At 67.0% G+C, this 15,567-nt stretch carries 18 protein-coding genes; 8 read left to right on the top strand and 10 right to left on the bottom strand.

The features are described 5' to 3' along the window. Window positions 1-251 precede the first annotated feature (251 nt). The 3 genes from FV217_RS15475 to FV217_RS15465 all read right to left on the bottom strand — a co-directional run bounded on the left by FV217_RS15475 (window position 252) and on the right by FV217_RS15465 (window position 2,465). Entirely contained in the window at window positions 252-650 is a 399-nt protein-coding gene (locus FV217_RS15475) for a cupin domain-containing protein (protein WP_147818073.1), read from the bottom strand. A gap of 33 nt (window positions 651-683) precedes the next feature. After that, window positions 684-1,430, bottom strand: coding sequence for a glucose 1-dehydrogenase (locus FV217_RS15470; RefSeq protein ID WP_147818072.1), 747 nt, complete (start codon window positions 1,428-1,430; stop codon window positions 684-686). A gap of 120 nt (window positions 1,431-1,550) precedes the next feature. Beyond that, complete coding sequence (locus tag FV217_RS15465) at window positions 1,551-2,465, bottom strand: LysR family transcriptional regulator (protein ID WP_147818071.1); 915 nt, start codon at window positions 2,463-2,465, stop codon at window positions 1,551-1,553. Window positions 2,466-2,825: 360 nt separating this feature from the next. Here FV217_RS15465 and FV217_RS15460 point away from each other — a divergent pair, with 360 nt between their 5' ends. Both FV217_RS15460 and FV217_RS15455 read left to right on the top strand, forming a co-directional pair. Beyond that, complete coding sequence (locus FV217_RS15460) at window positions 2,826-4,337, top strand: ATPase domain-containing protein (protein ID WP_147818070.1); 1,512 nt, start codon at window positions 2,826-2,828, stop codon at window positions 4,335-4,337. After that, the gene (locus tag FV217_RS15455; RefSeq protein ID WP_147818069.1) at window positions 4,334-6,382 is read left to right on the top strand and encodes a PAS domain-containing hybrid sensor histidine kinase/response regulator; all 2,049 of its coding nucleotides are present in this window, start codon (window positions 4,334-4,336) and stop codon (window positions 6,380-6,382) included. The genes FV217_RS15460 and FV217_RS15455 overlap by 4 nt, the downstream gene beginning before the upstream one ends. Before the next feature lie 186 nt (window positions 6,383-6,568). Here the strand turns inward: FV217_RS15455 and FV217_RS15450 are convergent, their stop codons facing one another. The 4 genes from FV217_RS15450 to FV217_RS15435 are packed head-to-tail and all read right to left on the bottom strand — an operon-like array spanning window position 6,569 to window position 9,100. Beyond that, a complete protein-coding gene (locus tag FV217_RS15450; protein WP_147818068.1) occupies window positions 6,569-7,288 on the bottom strand; it encodes a cytochrome c biogenesis protein CcdA in 720 nt (239 codons plus the stop codon). A 9-nt stretch (window positions 7,289-7,297) separates the two neighbouring features. Continuing rightward, the gene (locus FV217_RS15445; RefSeq protein WP_147818067.1) at window positions 7,298-7,684 is read right to left on the bottom strand and encodes a thioredoxin family protein; all 387 of its coding nucleotides are present in this window, start codon (window positions 7,682-7,684) and stop codon (window positions 7,298-7,300) included. A 35-nt stretch (window positions 7,685-7,719) separates the two neighbouring features. Further along, the gene (locus FV217_RS15440) at window positions 7,720-8,298 is read right to left on the bottom strand and encodes a rhodanese (protein ID WP_147818066.1); all 579 of its coding nucleotides are present in this window, start codon (window positions 8,296-8,298) and stop codon (window positions 7,720-7,722) included. Between the two features lie 7 nt (window positions 8,299-8,305). After that, entirely contained in the window at window positions 8,306-9,100 is a 795-nt protein-coding gene (locus FV217_RS15435; protein ID WP_147818075.1) for a quinoprotein dehydrogenase-associated SoxYZ-like carrier, read from the bottom strand. Window positions 9,101-9,587: 487 nt separating this feature from the next. Between FV217_RS15435 and FV217_RS15430 the strand changes: the two genes are divergently transcribed. From FV217_RS15430 to FV217_RS15415, 4 genes are all read left to right on the top strand, one after another. Next, on the top strand, window positions 9,588-10,262 hold the full coding sequence (locus FV217_RS15430; protein WP_147818065.1) for a Crp/Fnr family transcriptional regulator: 675 nt from the start codon (window positions 9,588-9,590) through the stop codon (window positions 10,260-10,262). A gap of 53 nt (window positions 10,263-10,315) precedes the next feature. Then, the gene (locus FV217_RS15425) at window positions 10,316-10,570 is read left to right on the top strand and encodes a hypothetical protein (protein WP_147818064.1); all 255 of its coding nucleotides are present in this window, start codon (window positions 10,316-10,318) and stop codon (window positions 10,568-10,570) included. Between the two features lie 71 nt (window positions 10,571-10,641). Then, on the top strand, window positions 10,642-10,938 hold the full coding sequence (locus tag FV217_RS15420; protein ID WP_147818063.1) for a hypothetical protein: 297 nt from the start codon (window positions 10,642-10,644) through the stop codon (window positions 10,936-10,938). After that, window positions 10,935-11,234 carry a hypothetical protein gene (locus tag FV217_RS15415; RefSeq protein WP_147818062.1) on the top strand — a complete coding sequence of 100 codons (300 nt, stop codon included), beginning with the start codon at window positions 10,935-10,937 and terminating at the stop codon, window positions 11,232-11,234. Before FV217_RS15420 ends, FV217_RS15415 begins: the two co-directional genes overlap by 4 nt. Before the next feature lie 517 nt (window positions 11,235-11,751). Here the strand turns inward: FV217_RS15415 and FV217_RS15410 are convergent. The 3 genes from FV217_RS15410 to FV217_RS15400 all read right to left on the bottom strand — a co-directional run bounded on the left by FV217_RS15410 (window position 11,752) and on the right by FV217_RS15400 (window position 12,864). Further along, on the bottom strand, window positions 11,752-12,024 hold the full coding sequence (locus FV217_RS15410) for a hypothetical protein (protein WP_147818061.1): 273 nt from the start codon (window positions 12,022-12,024) through the stop codon (window positions 11,752-11,754). An 89-nt stretch (window positions 12,025-12,113) separates the two neighbouring features. Further along, window positions 12,114-12,512 (bottom strand): acid-shock protein, encoded by a 399-nt coding sequence (locus FV217_RS15405; RefSeq protein WP_147818060.1) that lies wholly within the window; start codon window positions 12,510-12,512, stop codon window positions 12,114-12,116. 70 nt (window positions 12,513-12,582) lie between these two features. Beyond that, window positions 12,583-12,864 carry a hypothetical protein gene (locus FV217_RS15400; protein ID WP_147818059.1) on the bottom strand — a complete coding sequence of 94 codons (282 nt, stop codon included), beginning with the start codon at window positions 12,862-12,864 and terminating at the stop codon, window positions 12,583-12,585. A gap of 222 nt (window positions 12,865-13,086) precedes the next feature. Here FV217_RS15400 and FV217_RS15395 point away from each other — a divergent pair, with 222 nt between their 5' ends. Together FV217_RS15395 and FV217_RS15390 are read left to right on the top strand one after the other, a co-directional pair. Next, window positions 13,087-13,806: a response regulator gene (locus FV217_RS15395; protein ID WP_147818058.1), complete on the top strand. Its 720-nt coding sequence runs from the start codon at window positions 13,087-13,089 to the stop codon at window positions 13,804-13,806. Next, complete coding sequence (locus FV217_RS15390) at window positions 13,803-15,164, top strand: ATP-binding protein (RefSeq protein WP_147818057.1); 1,362 nt, start codon at window positions 13,803-13,805, stop codon at window positions 15,162-15,164. The genes FV217_RS15395 and FV217_RS15390 overlap by 4 nt, the downstream gene beginning before the upstream one ends. The last annotated feature ends 403 nt before the right edge of the window (window positions 15,165-15,567 follow it).

Genomic DNA, 15,567 nt, shown 5'->3' with positions numbered 1-15,567 from the left:
ACCAAAAACTGGCCGTCTCCCGACCGTAAGAACCCGTTCGACGCGATGAACAGACCAGTCTCGCGAGACCCGAACGTCACCCGACCGCAAAAGCCCCAATTCCCGAGTTTTGACACGGCCTGGACCCTTTGCAGAAGCCGAGAAGGTCCGCTTCCGGACTGTCTACCAATGCCTGAATGACTGAGATGGGTGGATTTGCGCCTGTCCATTCTCGGCATTGGATTGCTGAAAGCAGAATTGAGAGCCGAAATTCAAGACCCGGCATACTGTCCTTCGGTGACCTGCTCCATCCATGTCACGGCCTTGCCATCCAATCGTTCCTGGATCGCGATGTGCGTCATCGCCGTCGTCGCGGTGGCCCCATGCCAGTGCTTCTCGTTCGGCTCGAACCAGACGACATCGCCCGGCGCGATCTCCTCGACCGGGCCGCCCTCGCGCTGAACCCATCCGCGCCCGAACGTGACGATCAGGGTTTGGCCGAGTGGGTGCGTATGCCAGGCCGTCCGCGCGCCCGGCTCGAACGTCACATTCGCCATCGCAACGCGAGCGGGGGCGGGCGCACTATGGAGCGGGTCGATCCGAACCGTGCCGGTGAACCACTCGGACGGTCCCTGGCCTGAAGGCTGGCTCCCGCTGCGCTTGATATCCATTCGATCATTCCTCCGTCGTCTCGGAAACGCAGCTCAGAGCGACCAGCCGCCATCGACCGCGATCGACGCACCGGTCACGAAGGCACCAAGGTCCGAACACATCCACAGGACGGCCTCTGCGATCTCCTCGGGCTTGCCCAGCCGCCCGACCGGCTCAAGGTCGATTGCCTTCTGAATGTCGCCGCCGGTGAAGCGGTCCATCATCGGGGTCTCGATGTTCCCGGGCAGAACGGCGTTCACCCGGATGTTCGCCTTCGCGTAGTCGAGGGCGGCGGACTTGGTGAGGCCGATCAGAGCGTGCTTCGAGGCGGCGTAACTCGCGCCTCCCGCCACGCCCCTGACGCCCGCGCCGGACGAGGTATTGACCACCACGCCGCCACCCTGGCGCAGCATCTGTGCGATCTGGTGCTTCATGCACACGAACGTGCCGCGCAGGTTGACGTCGAGGATGCGGTCCCACTCGTCGAGGGCGATCTCGTGGACGGGAGCGGCCTTGTTCTCGACGCCGGCGTTGTTGAAGGCGCAGTCGAGGCGGCCGAACCGCTCGACGGTTCTGGCCACTGCAGCCTCGACGTCCTCCGGCACCGACACGTCGCACCGGATTGCGATTACCTCTGTGCCATCCGCCTCGATCTCAGCGCGAAGTTGGTCGAGGGCAACCTCCGTGCGGTCCGTGATTGTGACCCGTGCGCCCTCTCTCGCGAACGCGATGGCGGCGGCGCGGCCGATGCCGCTGGCCGCGCCTGTGACGAAGGCGACCTTTCCAGTGAAACGGCGCATGTCTCGATCTCTCAGCTTACCTCAATGATGTGCCTGACTTAGACCTCGCGCGAGCTGCCGATCAGCCGTTCGTCCCTCAACGGAACGATGAGCCGAGTTCATCGTCGAACAACGCGGTCGCTACAATCCGAGCGGCTTCAGCTCGCGGATCAGGTCGATGAGGAGCCGCAATCCCGTCGGCAGATGGCGACGCCCGGGATAGTAGAGGTGGAAGCTCGGTCCCATCGGAGCCCAATCCGCCAGCACGACGCGAAGCTCGCCCCGTGCGACTGAGGGTTTGACGCACGGCTCGGGAAGATAGGCGAGCCCGCCGCCCTCCACAGTGAGAGAGAGGGCGAACTGCGTATTGTCGATGGTCACTGAACCGGGACCTTCGAGCGCGATCTGCTCGTCAGCTCTCTCGAACTCCCATCGGTAGAGGCTGTCGTCGCCGAGGCGGATGCGCAGGCATCGGTGAGCCGCGAGGTCACGCGGATGATCGGGCGTTCCGTGGCGATCGAGATAGGCTGGAGCACCGACCACCACCCAACGCAGATCGGCCGACAGGCGCTGAGCGACCATGTCTTGAGGCACAGTCCCGCCGTAGCGGATGCCCGCATCGGCTCCAGCTTCCACGACGTCGAGCAGATCGTTGGACACCCGGACGTCGATCTCGACCTGCGGGTGGCGCTCGTGGAAGAGAGGCAACACGGGGGCGAGCAACAACGTGCTCGCATGTTCGAGCACGTTCAGGCGGATGCGCCCGGTCGCCTTCGTCGGCTCCCGGTGCTGGTTGAGCACGTCGAGCGCGGAGCCGATTGCCGCGAACGGCGCGTCCAGCGAAGCGAGCAGGTCTTCGCCTGCCGCTGTGAGCGTAACGCTGCGGCTGGTGCGGTTGACGAGGCGCACGCCGAGGCGCGCCTCCATCGCCTTGAGCGCGTGGCTGAGCGCGGAGGCGCTGACGCCAAGTTCCAGACCGGCCCGCCGGAAGCTGCGATGGCGCGCGATAGCGAGGAAGGTTCCGAGGTCGGCCAGTTCGGTTCGCTTGATCCGCATCGGAGCAGTGGAGTGTCTGCTAGCGGGAATGCAATCCGTATCCGTTCATGACCGCGTCGGGTCGACCTCGGACGGTCGGCCCGTCGGCATAACATGTCCGCACCTGGCGTCGAAGCAACTTCCGCTCGTGGCGCAGGGCGCCTTTCGGAACGTCGACAGTCCCGTAGATCCAGCCTGCATCTGCCTTCGGCGGTAGAAACTCTCCCCCGGGCAGATGGGCGCGAGGCACACAGGCCGTGAAGGAAGACCGACTACCATGCGACCAAACCGCCAAGCCGGAGTTGTAGTCGGAACGCATTTCCCAAGGTACCCCTGAGCCCACGACGCGGGCATCGGTTGCCGCCAATCGGATACCGCCCGATGACCGAGTCCGCTACGACGCATGCCCCCAGGGCTCGTGACATCCTGTCGACGGGCATCGTTGGCCTGGACGAGATCCTCGACGGTGGCCTGACACGCGGTCGCCTCTACCTCCTCGAAGGAACGCCAGGGACCGGCAAGACGACGGTTGGCCTTCAGTTCCTCCTCGATGGCGTCGCTCGGGGAGAGAAGGGTCTCTACGTGACCCTGTCGGAGAGCGCCGACGAGCTTTCGTTCGCAGCCGGGACGCACGGGTGGTCTCTCGACGGCATCGAGGTCTACGAGCTCGTCAACGAGCTTGGCCTCGATCCCGACAGCGAGCAATCCGTACTGCATCCGTCCGAGGTCGAGCTCGGGGAAACCGTGCGCGAGGTCATCGACCGGGTCGACAGCCTCAAGCCGCAGCGGGTGGTGTTTGATAGCCTGTCCGAGCTTCGCCTGCTCGCCCAGAACCCTCTCCGGTACCGCCGCCAGATCCTAGCCCTGAAGCAGATGTTCGCGTCTAGGGAGTGCACTGTCATCTTGCTGGACGATGGAACCGCCGACGTTCAGCTCCATAGCATCGCCCACGGGGTGATCATGTTGGAGCAGATCCGGCGCGGTTTCGGCGCCGCGCGCAGGCGCCTCAACGTCCTAAAGATGCGGGGGGTCAAGTTTCACGGCGGGCTGCACGACTTTGTCCTAGATACCGGCGGCGTCGAGGTGTTCCCCAGTCTCGTCGCCGATGACCATGCCGCAAAGTACGACATGACACCGGCCTCGACCGGCTCAGAGGAACTCGACCTGCTCTTGGGGGGAGGTTTGGCCCCCGCGACCAACACCTTGCTGCTTGGTCCATCGGGAGTTGGCAAAACCACCACGGCGGTCCGTTGCATGCTTGAAGCGTTGGATCGCGGCGAGAAGGCGACCTACTTCCTGTTCGACGAGGGCCGCCAGACTTTGCTGAAGCGCGCCAGGGCGCTGGGCATGGATCTCGACGCCCACCTCTCTAGCGGCAGCCTCGTCATCGACGAGATCGAGCCGGCCGAGTTCTCGCCCGGTGAGTTCACCTGTAGGGTGCGCAAGACGGTAGAGTCGCGGGGCGCGAGCTTCGTCGTCTTCGACAGCCTGAATGCGTACATCCACGCCATGCCTGGCGAGGATTTCCTCATCCTGCAGATGCACGAACTCCTGAACTACCTGAACCAAAAGGGCGCCACGACTCTCCTTGTCCTGGGCCAGCACGGCGTGATTGGGGACGTCCGGTCGGACATCGACCTGAGCTACCTTAGCGACGGTATCCTGCTGTTCCGGTACTTCGAGGCCAACGGCGCGGTCCGGACTGCCCTTTCGGTGGTGAAGAGCCGGGTCAATACCCACGAACGCACCATCCGGGAACTCAAGCTCTCCCCCGTCGGCCTTCAGGTCGGCGCCGCCCTTACCGACTTCCAGGGCATCCTTTCCGGATTGCCGACCTACGACGGCAAGGTCGCCCTGATCCCAAGTGCTGCCGAGCCGGCGGCGGCAGTATGACGTCAGCATCCGTTCCCGATGGCGACGGCGTCCTGATACTCGCCCCGCGCGGACGCGACGCGGTCGTCATGGCGCAACTTCTGAACAAGGCCGACGTCAGTGTTACCGTGTGCGCTGATGGTGCTGAGTGGCTCGATGGCCTTCGTACATCAGCCGCCACATCCATCGTCACCGAGGAGGCGCTCCTCGACGTCGATGCGGCTTCGCTTAATGCCTGGGTCTCGTCCCAGCCGCCGTGGTCGGACTTCCCGTTCATCATGTTGGCGACGCGGCAGGCCGGACGACGCACCGCCCAAGCCGCCGCCGTGATCGAACGCCTCGGCAACGTCGTCCTGCTGGAACGACCCATCAACGCGGAGACGCTACTCAGCGCGGTCGCCTCGGCCCTGCGGGTCCGTCGGCGCCAGTACCAGGCCCGGCTGCATATTCAAGAGCGCGAGGACAGCCAGGAACGGCTCCGGATCGCGAACGAGACTTTGGAGCGTCGCGTCGAGGAGCGCACCCGCGAGGTCGAGGCAGCGCGCGAGACCCTGGCCTTCGCGCTCGATTCCGCTGGCATGGGTTCCTGGGACCTCGACCTCGTCCACGACACGGCCCGACGCTCCCGTCGACACGACGCGATCTTTGGCTACAACGAGCCGGTCTCGTCGTGGGGCAGGACCGAGTTTCTAGCCCACGCCGTGCCCGAAGATCGACCTATGGTCGAGGCCGCCTTTGCCAACGCGGTCGAGACCGGAACGCTGGACCTCGAATGCCGGATATCGCGGACCGACGATTCGATCCGCTGGATCGCGGCTAAGGGCAAAGCCGAGTACGGCGATGATAGGAGCCCCGTCCGCATGGCCGGCATCGTCGTCGACCGAACCGACCAGCGGAACACCGAGGAGGCCTTGCGTCAGGCCCAAAAAATGGAGGCTATCGGGCAGCTGACCGGCGGCGTTGCGCACGATTTCAACAACTTGCTCACCGTCATCGTCGGCGGCCTCGACATGATGCTCCGTAAGCCGGCGAACACCGAGCGCGTCGTTCGCTTGGCGGAAGCGGCGATGAGCGCGGCGCGGCGTGGCGAGCAGCTTACCCAGCAACTCCTGGCCTTCTCGCGCCGGCAAATGTTGCGGCCACAGACCATCAACCCGAACCGACTGCTCTCCGAGTTCAAGCCGCTGGCAGAGCGGGCGGCGGGTGGCGCGGTGGAATTCTCGCTGGATCTCGATCCCATCATCGATCCGATCCGGATCGACCCGGCGCAGTTCGAGGCGGCCGTGCTGAACCTCGTCGTCAATGCCCGAGACGCGATGGAGGGGGGCGGCTCGAGAATTGTCGTTCGGAGCCGGAACGTGCACCTCGATACCGCAGCTGTGGCTGATAGGGGCGTTCCGCCCGGGGCCTATGTAGAGGTTGCCGTAATCGACCAGGGCAGCGGGATCACCCCTGAGGCTATGGCTCGGGTGTTCGAGCCGTTCTTCACGACCAAGGAAGTGGGCAAAGGAACGGGCCTGGGACTGTCGCAGGTCTACGGTTTCACGCGCAGTGCCGGTGGCTTCGTCGGCATCGAGACGGAACTCGGTGTCGGCACCACATTCCGCCTCCTATTCCCCCGCTCCGCCGAGCCGGCTGGTGAGGAGGCAGGCGCTGGCAGCGGCACCCTTCCGCTGCGTCGGGCCACGGAAGGCGACACCGTGCTCCTGGTCGAGGACGACGAGCAGGTGCTGGGCATGGCCGTCGAAAGCCTGGAGGAACTTCATTACCGCGTGGTTGTGGCCCGCAACGCCGCCGAGGCCCTCGTCCATCTCCAGGGCGTCGAGCGGATCGACATCCTTTTCTCAGACGTGATGATGCCTGGGGGGATGAACGGGTCGCAGCTCGCCATCGAGGCGCAACGCCTTCGGCCGGGCCTCAAGGTCCTCCTGACCTCGGGATACGTCGCCAACCTCGAAGAGGGTCAGGTGATCGGGCGCGGAGATCTACCCGTCCTCAACAAGCCCTACCGACGAGACGAACTCGCCAAATCGCTTCGCCTCGTCCTTGGAGGGAAGCGCACCTAGTGGTCAAAATCTGACGGATGGAACCCATGCTCTGGGTCCGCTCCCGACCCCTTGCCGACCCTCGGAAGGTCCGCTCCCAGGCTGTCGAGGCAAAGGCCAACGACCGGTCCGCTGTCGGATGGGAAGTCACCGAAGCAGACGTTTATTTCGGGGGTAATAGCTCGATGGCTTAGCGCCGAAACTGCCTCAGAACCGGGTCGTTAGGTTGGTAAGCCATTCCGGCGAGGCGGTCACCAGCGCCGTCTCCATGGCCTTGTCGTAGCCTGAGAGGATCACGCCCCCACTCACGGCCAGGATCAGGCCGAGAGCCCCCTTCAGACCCTTGCCGGCGCTCATGATTCGGTCGCGCCAGTGCATCAGCACTTCTCGCGATAGGGTACCGAGCAGCAGCAACGGCAGCGCTGCCCCCAGGCCGAATAGGAACATGGTCAGGGCAACGGCGGTAAGGTCTTTGCCCTGGGACGCCATGAGGGACGCGGCCCCGAGCGTCGGGCCGACGCAGGGGCTCCAGACCGCACCAAGCAGCAGGCCGACGCCGAACTGGCCGAACAGGCCTGCTGTCGAAAATCCGCCGAAGCGGCTTTCCGTCCAATTGCTCAATGGACCGGCCGCCACCGCAAGCTGCGTCTGCGCCGCCGGCACCATCAGGACGAGGCCGGTCAGCACCAGCAGGATCGCGGCGACGGTCCTGAAGATATCGGTGTCGAGGCCGATGGCGAAGCCCACCGTGGCGACGAACAGCCCGATCACCACGAACGACAGGGCCAGACCGGCCGCCAGGGCCGCCGGCCCGAGCCGGTGTTCGGACGCCGCCGCACCGAGCACCAAGGGCAGCAGCGGCAGCACGCAGGGCGAGAGCACCGAGAGGATGCCGGCGAGGAACGCCAGACCGAGGGTGGTCAGCATAACCGGACCTCAGAGCGCCTTCTCCGCCAGCCCCTCGATCCATTCGGGCTGCGTCTCGCCGATAGAGCGGCCCACCTCCTTGTCGCCCTTGAACACGATCAGCGTGCTCTGTATGCGGGCGTTCAGGGTTTTCAGTGAAGGCTTCTGGCTGTCGAAGTCGACGTCGAAGACCTGCAGGTCCTTGAAGCGCGGGTCTGCACCGAGCTTCGAGAGGATCGGCTTCTGGGTCTTGCAGATCGGGCACCAGGGCGCGCTGATTTCGACGAGGATGGGTTTGCCGGCCTTCTGCGCGGCGGCCAGGGCCTCGGGCGTGTACGGCACGAAGTCCGCGGCTCGGGCTGCGGGAAGCCCGATCGACGCCATGGCGACGAGGGCAAGTAGGGAGCGACGGATCATTGATGTCGGCCTTTCGGATGGAGGGGAGCCGCCGGTCATTGGCCGGCGGTCACTGGTGGTCGTGCGGCCCATGGCTTGTCCGGTCGCGACACCGCGGTGTCGTGGCCGTCCTGCAAGCCGTCGATGCCCTGCGGGAACCAGTGCACCTGCCGGTAGCCCAGCCCGACGAGGCGCTTGCCAAGGTTCCAGCTGCCCCAGCAATCCGGATGGCAGTAGGTGACCACGGGGCGGTAGAGGTCGCCACCGGTGAGATCGGCGACCCGCGCCTTCAGCGTCGCCTGGGCGGCCGCGTCGAGATCGCCGTCGCCGGAGCCCGGCAGCCAAGTGCTGCCGGGGATGTTGCGATGGACGGGGAACCAGAGGCCGCCCGGCGGCAGGCCCGCCGGCTTGTGGTCGAGGTCCGATACGTCGAGGAGCACCGGCTTGCGCTCCGCGACCAGCTTGGCCAGCGTAACGGCGTCGACCACCGTCGCACCCTTCAGGGTCGGCGGGGTGTAGCCGTGGAGAGCGCCCTGCCAGTAGCCCTCCGGCTCCTGCACGCCGACGGGGGAATCGGCGGGCGCCGCCGCGATTAGGAAGACGGCGGCCGCAGCGGCGATGGGAAGGCGGTACATGCCCGGCTCAGTTGCTCGCCGCGCGGACCGGGAAGCTCTTCTCCCAGTGGCCGCCCTGGTTGTCGGAGGCGGTGACCTTCATCGGGCCGCTGCCCTCGGGCAGGTAGGCGAATTTGATCACCGGGTTCGAGGAGATCGAGATGTCCCCGTCCATCGTGAACACGCTCTTGTCGCCGTAGCTGACCGTGATCTTCTGGATGTAGCGGGCCGGCGTGTAGTCGCGGGAGACCTGGTTCATCTGCATGCCCGAGAAGTTTGGGTGGCGGATCATCAGGGTCGCCTGGACGGGCTTACCGGGCTGCGTCTCGCCGAACTTCATGCGCATGTCGCCCATGCCTTGCATGGCCTCCTCGTCACTCATGCCCATCGGGGCCGAGCAGCCGCCGGACGCCTTCACGTACTCGGTCGACTCGACGAACGAGCCGTCCTTCATCTGCGCCACGGCATGGACGTCGGTGTAGTTGTTCACGCGGACCCGCAGCTTGAGCTCGCCCGGGTCAGCGGCGGGGCCGAAGACGAAGTGGGCGGCGTAGGGCGTCGGGTTGTCGTCGATGATGAGCGACAGCTCCGCGATCTTGTCCTTGTCCGGCATCGTCAGGGTGATAGGCACCAGGGAGGCATCTTCCGCGCGCTTCGGCGCGTCGATCCTCACCGCGCCGCTGCCCGGCTGGATCGTCTTGTCCGGGAAGATCTGCTGCTTGATCTCGCCCCAGCGCTCGGCCCTCTGAGCCTCGCTGTCGCCGGCCGCGGCGAAGACGGCTCCGCTGGAGATGACACCGGCCAGGGCAAGTCCCGAAAGCATGGCAGACGTCGGGCGCAGCATTCTCATGGCGTTCTCTCCTGAATTTTTAGGCGATGGGCCCGTCGTTCGCGGACCTCCTTGAGGGTAGGCTTAGAATGCGGTCCGACCGATGTCTGTGACCTGGGTCACAGAAGCCCCGCAATGATCACGATTTCGGGAAAACACGAAGCGGCTCAGTGCCCTTCGTCGGTCACCGCGCGGTCAGCATTGACGAGGACCGACCACTCCTGGGCGGCGCGCGCCGCCCCCGCGGCCAGCAAGGGCAGGGTGCGGATGCGCATGGTGGCTCTCCCGTGATCGCCGGGGATCGCGTGGACGATGTGGATCGTCGGGCCGGGTCCCGGCTTATGGACCATGGTGGGAAATGGTAGACTGAATGTGCCGCCTGTGTTTGTGACCCAGGTCACGCAGGCCATGGCCGGCGGGAGAAACTTCCAAGAACGACCGGACGATCCCGCATCGTACCGGCGACAGGCGGACGCCACGCATGCCGGAATCCCATCAGATCGAGCGCTGGATCGAGCGCTTTCCCCTCATCAGGAATTTCTCCGCCTCTCACCTACAGATCGCGCGAGGCACGGTGCATTTTCCGGTCCTAGAGGCCGGCGCCGTCGCCTACGAGCTCGACGGGGCCTGCGCGAACTACCTCATGTGCATCGACGGCCGGACCCGGGTGTTTCGGATGTCGGAGGGCGGGCGCGAGGTCCTGATCTACAAGGTCGGCGCCGGCGGCACTTGTGTGCTAACCACGCAATGCCTGCTCGCGGGCGGCGGCTTCCCGGCAGAGAGCATCGCCGAGGAACGCACCGAGCTGGCCGCGATCCCGACGGACACGTTCAAGCAGCTCATGGCCGAGAGTTCTGAGTTCCGGGCCTTCGTGCTGGACGACTACACGAGGCTGATGGCGAGCATGTTCACGCTGATCGAGGAGGTGGCGTTCGCACCTTTGGAGCAGCGTCTGGCCAGACGATTGCTGATGGAAGCCGATCCCGATCGCCTGGTCCACAAGACCCACCAGCAACTCGCCTCCGACGTCGGCAGTGTGCGTGAGGTGGTCAGCCGAATCCTGGCGCAGTGGGCCGAGAGCGGGCTGGTGGTGCTTCGGCGTGGCCAGATCGAGCTGGCCGACCGCGCCGCCTTGGCCTCCAACCGCCTGCATTGAGGGCGGGTCCGCACTTGGCGGCCGGCTAGTCGAGAAGCATCCCCGGAAGCGGCATGGTCCCCTTCATCGCGACGGTCTCACCGCCGGACGGTCCCGACATCCGCGCCCCTGAGGCCTATCGGGTCATCGTCCTGGCGCAGCACCGGACGGGCGCCGAGGGGGCGATCCGGGCCTACTTCGACGCGAACCACGCGGGCTCGGAGCACACCGTCAGGTTCGAAACTGCCTGGGCCAGCCCGGACTTCCTCAAGTCCGCCGGTCTCAGGCTAGGCGAGGTCCGCAGGTTCGATCCCCGATCGGTCCGTTAGCAGGGTTGAATTTCGCCGGTCTCCGGAAATGATGGCGCCCCGGCGGCCGACCCTCTCCGAGAAGGAACCCGATGGACCCGATGGCGAAGGCATGGGCCGACAGGTTTGAGCGCTTGGCGCCGGACAATCCGCGCTTCGCGCAGGACGTACGAGCGCTTCTGGACCGTCTGAAGAATGCCATTGGTCATCGAGGGGATTTCGTCCTGGCGCTCGATGACATCGCATGCCGATTGGAGCGCCGCGACCGTTCGGGCACCGCTACGCTCCTTGCCCTCATCCACGAACGGCAACGGCCGGGCCCGCCCGGCCACGTCTCGCTGGACACGTCCCACAACCGCGCTCCGCCGGCCCCGTCGATGACGCGATGACGGATACCGTTGGTCTCGCCCGGCGCACCTGCGTGCCCATGCCCGAGGCGCGATGTCCCTCGTGGTTTTGCCGCGGTGGTTCGCCGGGGCGCGGGGCGGAATTGACCGAGGACGACTTGGTCAGGATCCCGGAACGCGAGCGGCCCTGGATCACCCATGCCGCTGCGAGGTCGCTGAAGTGCAGCTACTGCGGCTGCGTCTACAAGCCGGGTCAAACCCCATGGATCGACGGGTTTCTCGACGATGGCATCGGGAATTCCTGGATCGCGGCGAAGCACGATGCCGTATCGGATTGAGCCTAGGACGATACGGCGGTGTGGCGCGCGAAGGTGGCCTCAGGGCCGTTTCGCCGTGCGGCCAAGGCAAGGCATCAACTGGGAATGAACGACATGGACGCTGCCCTTCGCGTCGAGCCGCGGAAGATCGAATTCACGACCTACGGTACGGGAATGGCTCCAGTATGGTCGGTCACCTTCGCGCTGCACGGGGGCACCGGTTACGAGCACCGATGCACGGTCATCGTCCCTGGCCAGGGGCATGACGACATCACCGAGGTCTGCGTAAGGGCCCGGGAAGAGCTCATCCGCATCTGTTCGCTGACCGCTGCGAGTACCGTTCCGCAGCAGGACGAAGCGGACAAAGCGCCACCTCCTCAACCAATTGGCCGTCCAACGAGAGGGCGCTCCCGACGAGAGGCCTGATAAGGGCGCGGCGCGATCATTCCACCGACAGCCCCGCCCCGACGCCCGCTCGGCTTCCCATGGGAAAGCGGCTGCGGACCGGTCGGGTCCGCAGCCGTCGACCGGAATGGCGTCAGCGACGGCAGCGTCCGCCGGGACCGCGGTAGAGCCCGGGCGGGCAACCGCGCGGCGCGCCGGTGATCGCCTGCCGGATTGCGCCGCGCGGACCCCTGTTCAGTCGGCAGCCGCCGAAGGGGCCTCGGTGGGCACCGAAGCCGCAGCCAGCACGGACTTGGACGACGGGGGCGTCGAGGCTGGTCATTCCGGCAGCCACGGGCAAGGCCTGGGCCTGGCCCGCCACGAACAGGGTCGTCGCCGCGGCGACGATGAGACAGGGCAGCTTCATGTTCTCTCCTTGGGCATGGGGCGGCCGCGTCCCTTCGGCCGCGCCGCCGGGTGAAAGGTATGTCGGGGCCGTTCGCCGGCCGGTCGCCGTCACTTGGTCCGGCAAGGACGCTCGGCGGCGGTGAAGCGACCGTCGTGGTCGGCGTCGAGACGCTCGAAGCGCTTGCCGAACGTGGCGTCGATCTCCTGGGCCGTGAGGAAGCCGTCGCCGTCGGCGTCGATGGCTCGGAAGCGCGCGGCCGGATCGGCCGGACCCTTTTCAGGCCGGGCGGCCCACCAATCCGTCCACTCGCTCCGCGCGATGCGTCCGTCACCATCGGCGTCTGCACGCATCAGTCGCGTCCGGTGCCGCGTCTGGAACGTCGCGAGATCCACCCCGGCGGCCAGGCGGTCGGCCGGCGCCGCCGGAGCGGCCGAGGGTGTCTGGGCCATGGCGCCCGTCGCGGCGGCGAGGGCGGCAAGCGTCAGGCAGATGCATCGTCTCGGCATGGACGGCTCCCATTCGCGGCATGACGGTCGGGGACAGTCCGCCCCCGACCGTTCGGTGATCAAGGTCCGGTCACCAGCGGCGATGCCAGCCGCCGCGCCAGCCGGCGTGGCGGTAGCCGCCCCAGCGATGCCAGCGCGGTCCGCCCCAACCGAAGCGACGCGGGCCGTAAAACGCCGGTCGGAAGGCGTAGGGCGCATAGAACGGCCTCGGCCCGAGATTGGGCCGGCAATAGCCGTAGAAGCCGCGGTGGAAGCCCAGGCCGCAACCGTCGCGCGCCTCGGCTGCGCCGGCGGTCGCCAGCGGGGCTGCCAACCCGACGGCCAGCAGGGCCACCGGGAGAAGGCGTCTCATTAGGGTCGGTGCATGCTCCGTGTCCGTCGTCATCGTCTCGTTCTCCGATGCTCGGTTGCTAAGGTCGGGACGATGCCACCGACCTGTCGCAGGCGTTTGCCGGGGGCGCCCGAATGTGTCGCGAGCGGTCGCGGTGCCGAGCCGGCCGATACAATTTGCGACATTCTTTCCGGCATGGCCGGCGACCAGGCGCGTTAAGGCCTCTCATCGGAGGGGAAGCACATGGACGACGCTCACGTCCTGGTGGTCGACGACCATCGCGACATCCGCGACCCGCTCGCGGCCTATCTCAAGCGGCACGACCTCAGGGTCAGCATCGCGGCCGACGCGGCGGCGGCGCGCGCATTGCTCGCGAACGCCGCGGTCGACTTGGTCGTCCTCGACGTGATGATGCCGGGTGAGGACGGGCTGTCTCTGTGCCGGCACATCCGCGAGGCCTACGACACGCCAGTCATCCTGCTGACGGCCCTAGCCGAGCGGACCGACCGGATCGTCGGCCTGGAGATCGGCGCGGACGACTACGTCACGAAGCCGTTCGACCCGCGCGAGCTCCTCGCCCGCGTCAAGAACCTCCTCAGGCGCTCGCGAGCGCTGCCCCGCGGCCGCGACGAGGCGGACGGGCGCAGGCTCGCCTTCGACCGCTGGACGCTCGACACAGGGCGGCGCGAGCTCTTCGACGAGACCGACACCGCCGTGGCGCTCAGCACCGCCGAGTTCCGCCTTCTCGCGGCGCTAGTCCGGCATCCGCGGGTGGTGCTCTCCCGCGACCAGCTCCTCGACCTGACGAGCGGTCGGACGGCGGAGGCGTTCGACCGCAGCATCGACAACCAGGTCAGCCGTCTGCGGCGCAAGCTGGAGCGCGACCCGTCCGCTCCCGCCCTCCTCAAAACCGTTTGGGGTGGCGGCTACGTGCTGGCCGCCGACGTGAGGACCGTGCCGTGACACTCGTGCCGCGCTCGCTGGGCGGGCGGCTGACCATGCTGCTCGTGCTCGCCGTGGTCGGGGCGCAGTCCGTGGCCTTCGCAATGTTCGCCCAGGAATCCACGCGCGTCGGTCGCGCGGCGGCCCGGACCCAAGTTGTCGACCGCGTCGCCACGCTGGTGCGCCTGCTCGACGCCGTGCCGGCCGGTGCGGCCCCGGGCGTGATCGCGGCCTACGGCTCGCCGCGCCATCGGTTCAGCGTCGGCACCGACAGCCTAGTGCCCGAAGTGGCCATGGAAGCGGATGCGCTTCGGTTCGCGCGACGCCTCGACCGTCGGGTCGGCGGCGCTGCCGGCCAAGCTCGGATCGCCCTCGTCGATCGGGACAGCGAGACCGACGGACGGACGGACCGGCTTTCGGGCAAGCCCCAGGCGCTGCACGTCTCCGTGCGGCTCGACGACGGCCGCTGGCTAAATGCCGAGGCTCCGCTGGCGCTCCCGACGCCGCCCTGGATGCGCATCGGCCTCATCCAGATCCTGGCCAGCATCGTCGCGATCCTTGCGGTCGTCGGCATCGCGATGCGCGCGATCGTGGGGCCCGTCGCGGCGCTGGCACACGCCGCGGAGATGGCGGGACGCGGCGAGACGGTCGCGCCCCTGACCGAGAGGGGCCCGCGGGAGCTGCGCACCATGACCGCGGCCTTCAACGAGATGCAGGCGCGCTCGCGCGCCTTCGTGGCCGACCGCACCCAGATGCTGGCGGCGATCAGCCACGACCTGCGCACGCCCATCGCCTCGTTGTGGCTCAGGGCCGAGATGGTCGAAGACACCGCGCTGCGGGGCGCGATGGTTCGGACAATCTCGGACATGGGGCGGATGGTCGACGCAACCCTCGCCTTCGCCCGCGACGACGCCCTCGACGAGGACAGCGGACCGTTAGACCTCGCCGCCCTGCTCCGTCGCCTCGCGGACGATCACACGATCCTGGGGAGGGACGTGACCGTCGCAGGCCCAGCCACCTTCCAGTTCCAAGGACGCGCCTCGGCGTTGCGGCGCGCCCTCGAGAACCTCGTCGAGAACGCGGTGCAGTACGGCAACCGTGCCCGGATCGTTTTGGAGCTCGGACAAGCCGGTGCCCGTATCCTCGTCGACGACGACGGCCCCGGCATCCCCCCGGAGGCGGTAGAGGCAATGTTCGCCCCGTTTGCGCGCCTCGAAAGGTCGAGGAACACGGAGACGGGCGGGACCGGTCTCGGGCTGGCCATTGCACGGTCGGCCATCCGAGCCCATGGCGGCGACATCAGGATGCTTAACCGGGCGGGCCGTGGCCTGCGCGCCGAGGTGACGCTACCGATGTCGGAGTCCAGTAGCGCCTGGTGAAGGGACGGCGTTTCGGCGCAGCGCCGTGACGGCCGTCGGGATCTGGGTGGTCGGCATTTTGGCAGCCGTGAGCGGTCCCGGCCCATACGGGCTCTGATACGGGATCGCAAAAGGGGCCAAACTGTCTTCGCTTGACGCTCCCGGGCCCGACGGGCTTTAGCGGAGGCGCCGCGTGGCCACGGCATCAACGAAATTCCGCATCTCGCCCGACGGCATCTGTCGTCAATAACCCGCTTGTCGAGACCAAGCCTCCAGGCGAGATAGCGCCAGCCAGGCTCGCAATGAAGCGCCTCGATTAAATCGGCTTGATCCTCGACCTAGGGCGTCGTCCGAGTAAGACCGTTGCCGACAAGGTCGGCCGCCTGCCGACGATGCGCGTCAGCGACGTCGTCGAGGCCAATCT

The organism is Methylobacterium sp. WL9, assembly GCF_008040035.1.
Classification (GTDB): domain Bacteria; phylum Pseudomonadota; class Alphaproteobacteria; order Rhizobiales; family Beijerinckiaceae; genus Methylobacterium; species Methylobacterium thuringiense.
The sequence above is the reverse complement of the archived record's forward strand: the minus strand, read 5'-3'. Positions and strand labels throughout refer to the sequence as shown.

What these genes read in the sequence shown, in the direction of transcription:
- FV217_RS15475 (WP_147818073.1), bottom strand. Translation starts at nt 650, where the DNA reads ATGGATATCAAGCGCAGCGGGAGCCAGCCTTCAGGCCAGGGACCGTCC.
- FV217_RS15470 (WP_147818072.1), bottom strand. Translation starts at nt 1,430, where the DNA reads ATGCGCCGTTTCACTGGAAAGGTCGCCTTCGTCACAGGCGCGGCCAGC.
- FV217_RS15465 (WP_147818071.1), bottom strand. Translation starts at nt 2,465, where the DNA reads ATGCGGATCAAGCGAACCGAACTGGCCGACCTCGGAACCTTCCTCGCT.
- FV217_RS15460 (WP_147818070.1), top strand. Translation starts at nt 2,826, where the DNA reads ATGACCGAGTCCGCTACGACGCATGCCCCCAGGGCTCGTGACATCCTG.
- FV217_RS15455 (WP_147818069.1), top strand. Translation starts at nt 4,334, where the DNA reads ATGACGTCAGCATCCGTTCCCGATGGCGACGGCGTCCTGATACTCGCC.
- FV217_RS15450 (WP_147818068.1), bottom strand. Translation starts at nt 7,288, where the DNA reads ATGCTGACCACCCTCGGTCTGGCGTTCCTCGCCGGCATCCTCTCGGTG.
- FV217_RS15445 (WP_147818067.1), bottom strand. Translation starts at nt 7,684, where the DNA reads ATGATCCGTCGCTCCCTACTTGCCCTCGTCGCCATGGCGTCGATCGGG.
- FV217_RS15440 (WP_147818066.1), bottom strand. Translation starts at nt 8,298, where the DNA reads ATGTACCGCCTTCCCATCGCCGCTGCGGCCGCCGTCTTCCTAATCGCG.
- FV217_RS15435 (WP_147818075.1), bottom strand. Translation starts at nt 9,100, where the DNA reads ATGCTTTCGGGACTTGCCCTGGCCGGTGTCATCTCCAGCGGAGCCGTC.
- FV217_RS15430 (WP_147818065.1), top strand. Translation starts at nt 9,588, where the DNA reads ATGCCGGAATCCCATCAGATCGAGCGCTGGATCGAGCGCTTTCCCCTC.
- FV217_RS15425 (WP_147818064.1), top strand. Translation starts at nt 10,316, where the DNA reads ATGGTCCCCTTCATCGCGACGGTCTCACCGCCGGACGGTCCCGACATC.
- FV217_RS15420 (WP_147818063.1), top strand. Translation starts at nt 10,642, where the DNA reads ATGGACCCGATGGCGAAGGCATGGGCCGACAGGTTTGAGCGCTTGGCG.
- FV217_RS15415 (WP_147818062.1), top strand. Translation starts at nt 10,935, where the DNA reads ATGACGGATACCGTTGGTCTCGCCCGGCGCACCTGCGTGCCCATGCCC.
- FV217_RS15410 (WP_147818061.1), bottom strand. Translation starts at nt 12,024, where the DNA reads ATGAAGCTGCCCTGTCTCATCGTCGCCGCGGCGACGACCCTGTTCGTG.
- FV217_RS15405 (WP_147818060.1), bottom strand. Translation starts at nt 12,512, where the DNA reads ATGCCGAGACGATGCATCTGCCTGACGCTTGCCGCCCTCGCCGCCGCG.
- FV217_RS15400 (WP_147818059.1), bottom strand. Translation starts at nt 12,864, where the DNA reads ATGAGACGCCTTCTCCCGGTGGCCCTGCTGGCCGTCGGGTTGGCAGCC.
- FV217_RS15395 (WP_147818058.1), top strand. Translation starts at nt 13,087, where the DNA reads ATGGACGACGCTCACGTCCTGGTGGTCGACGACCATCGCGACATCCGC.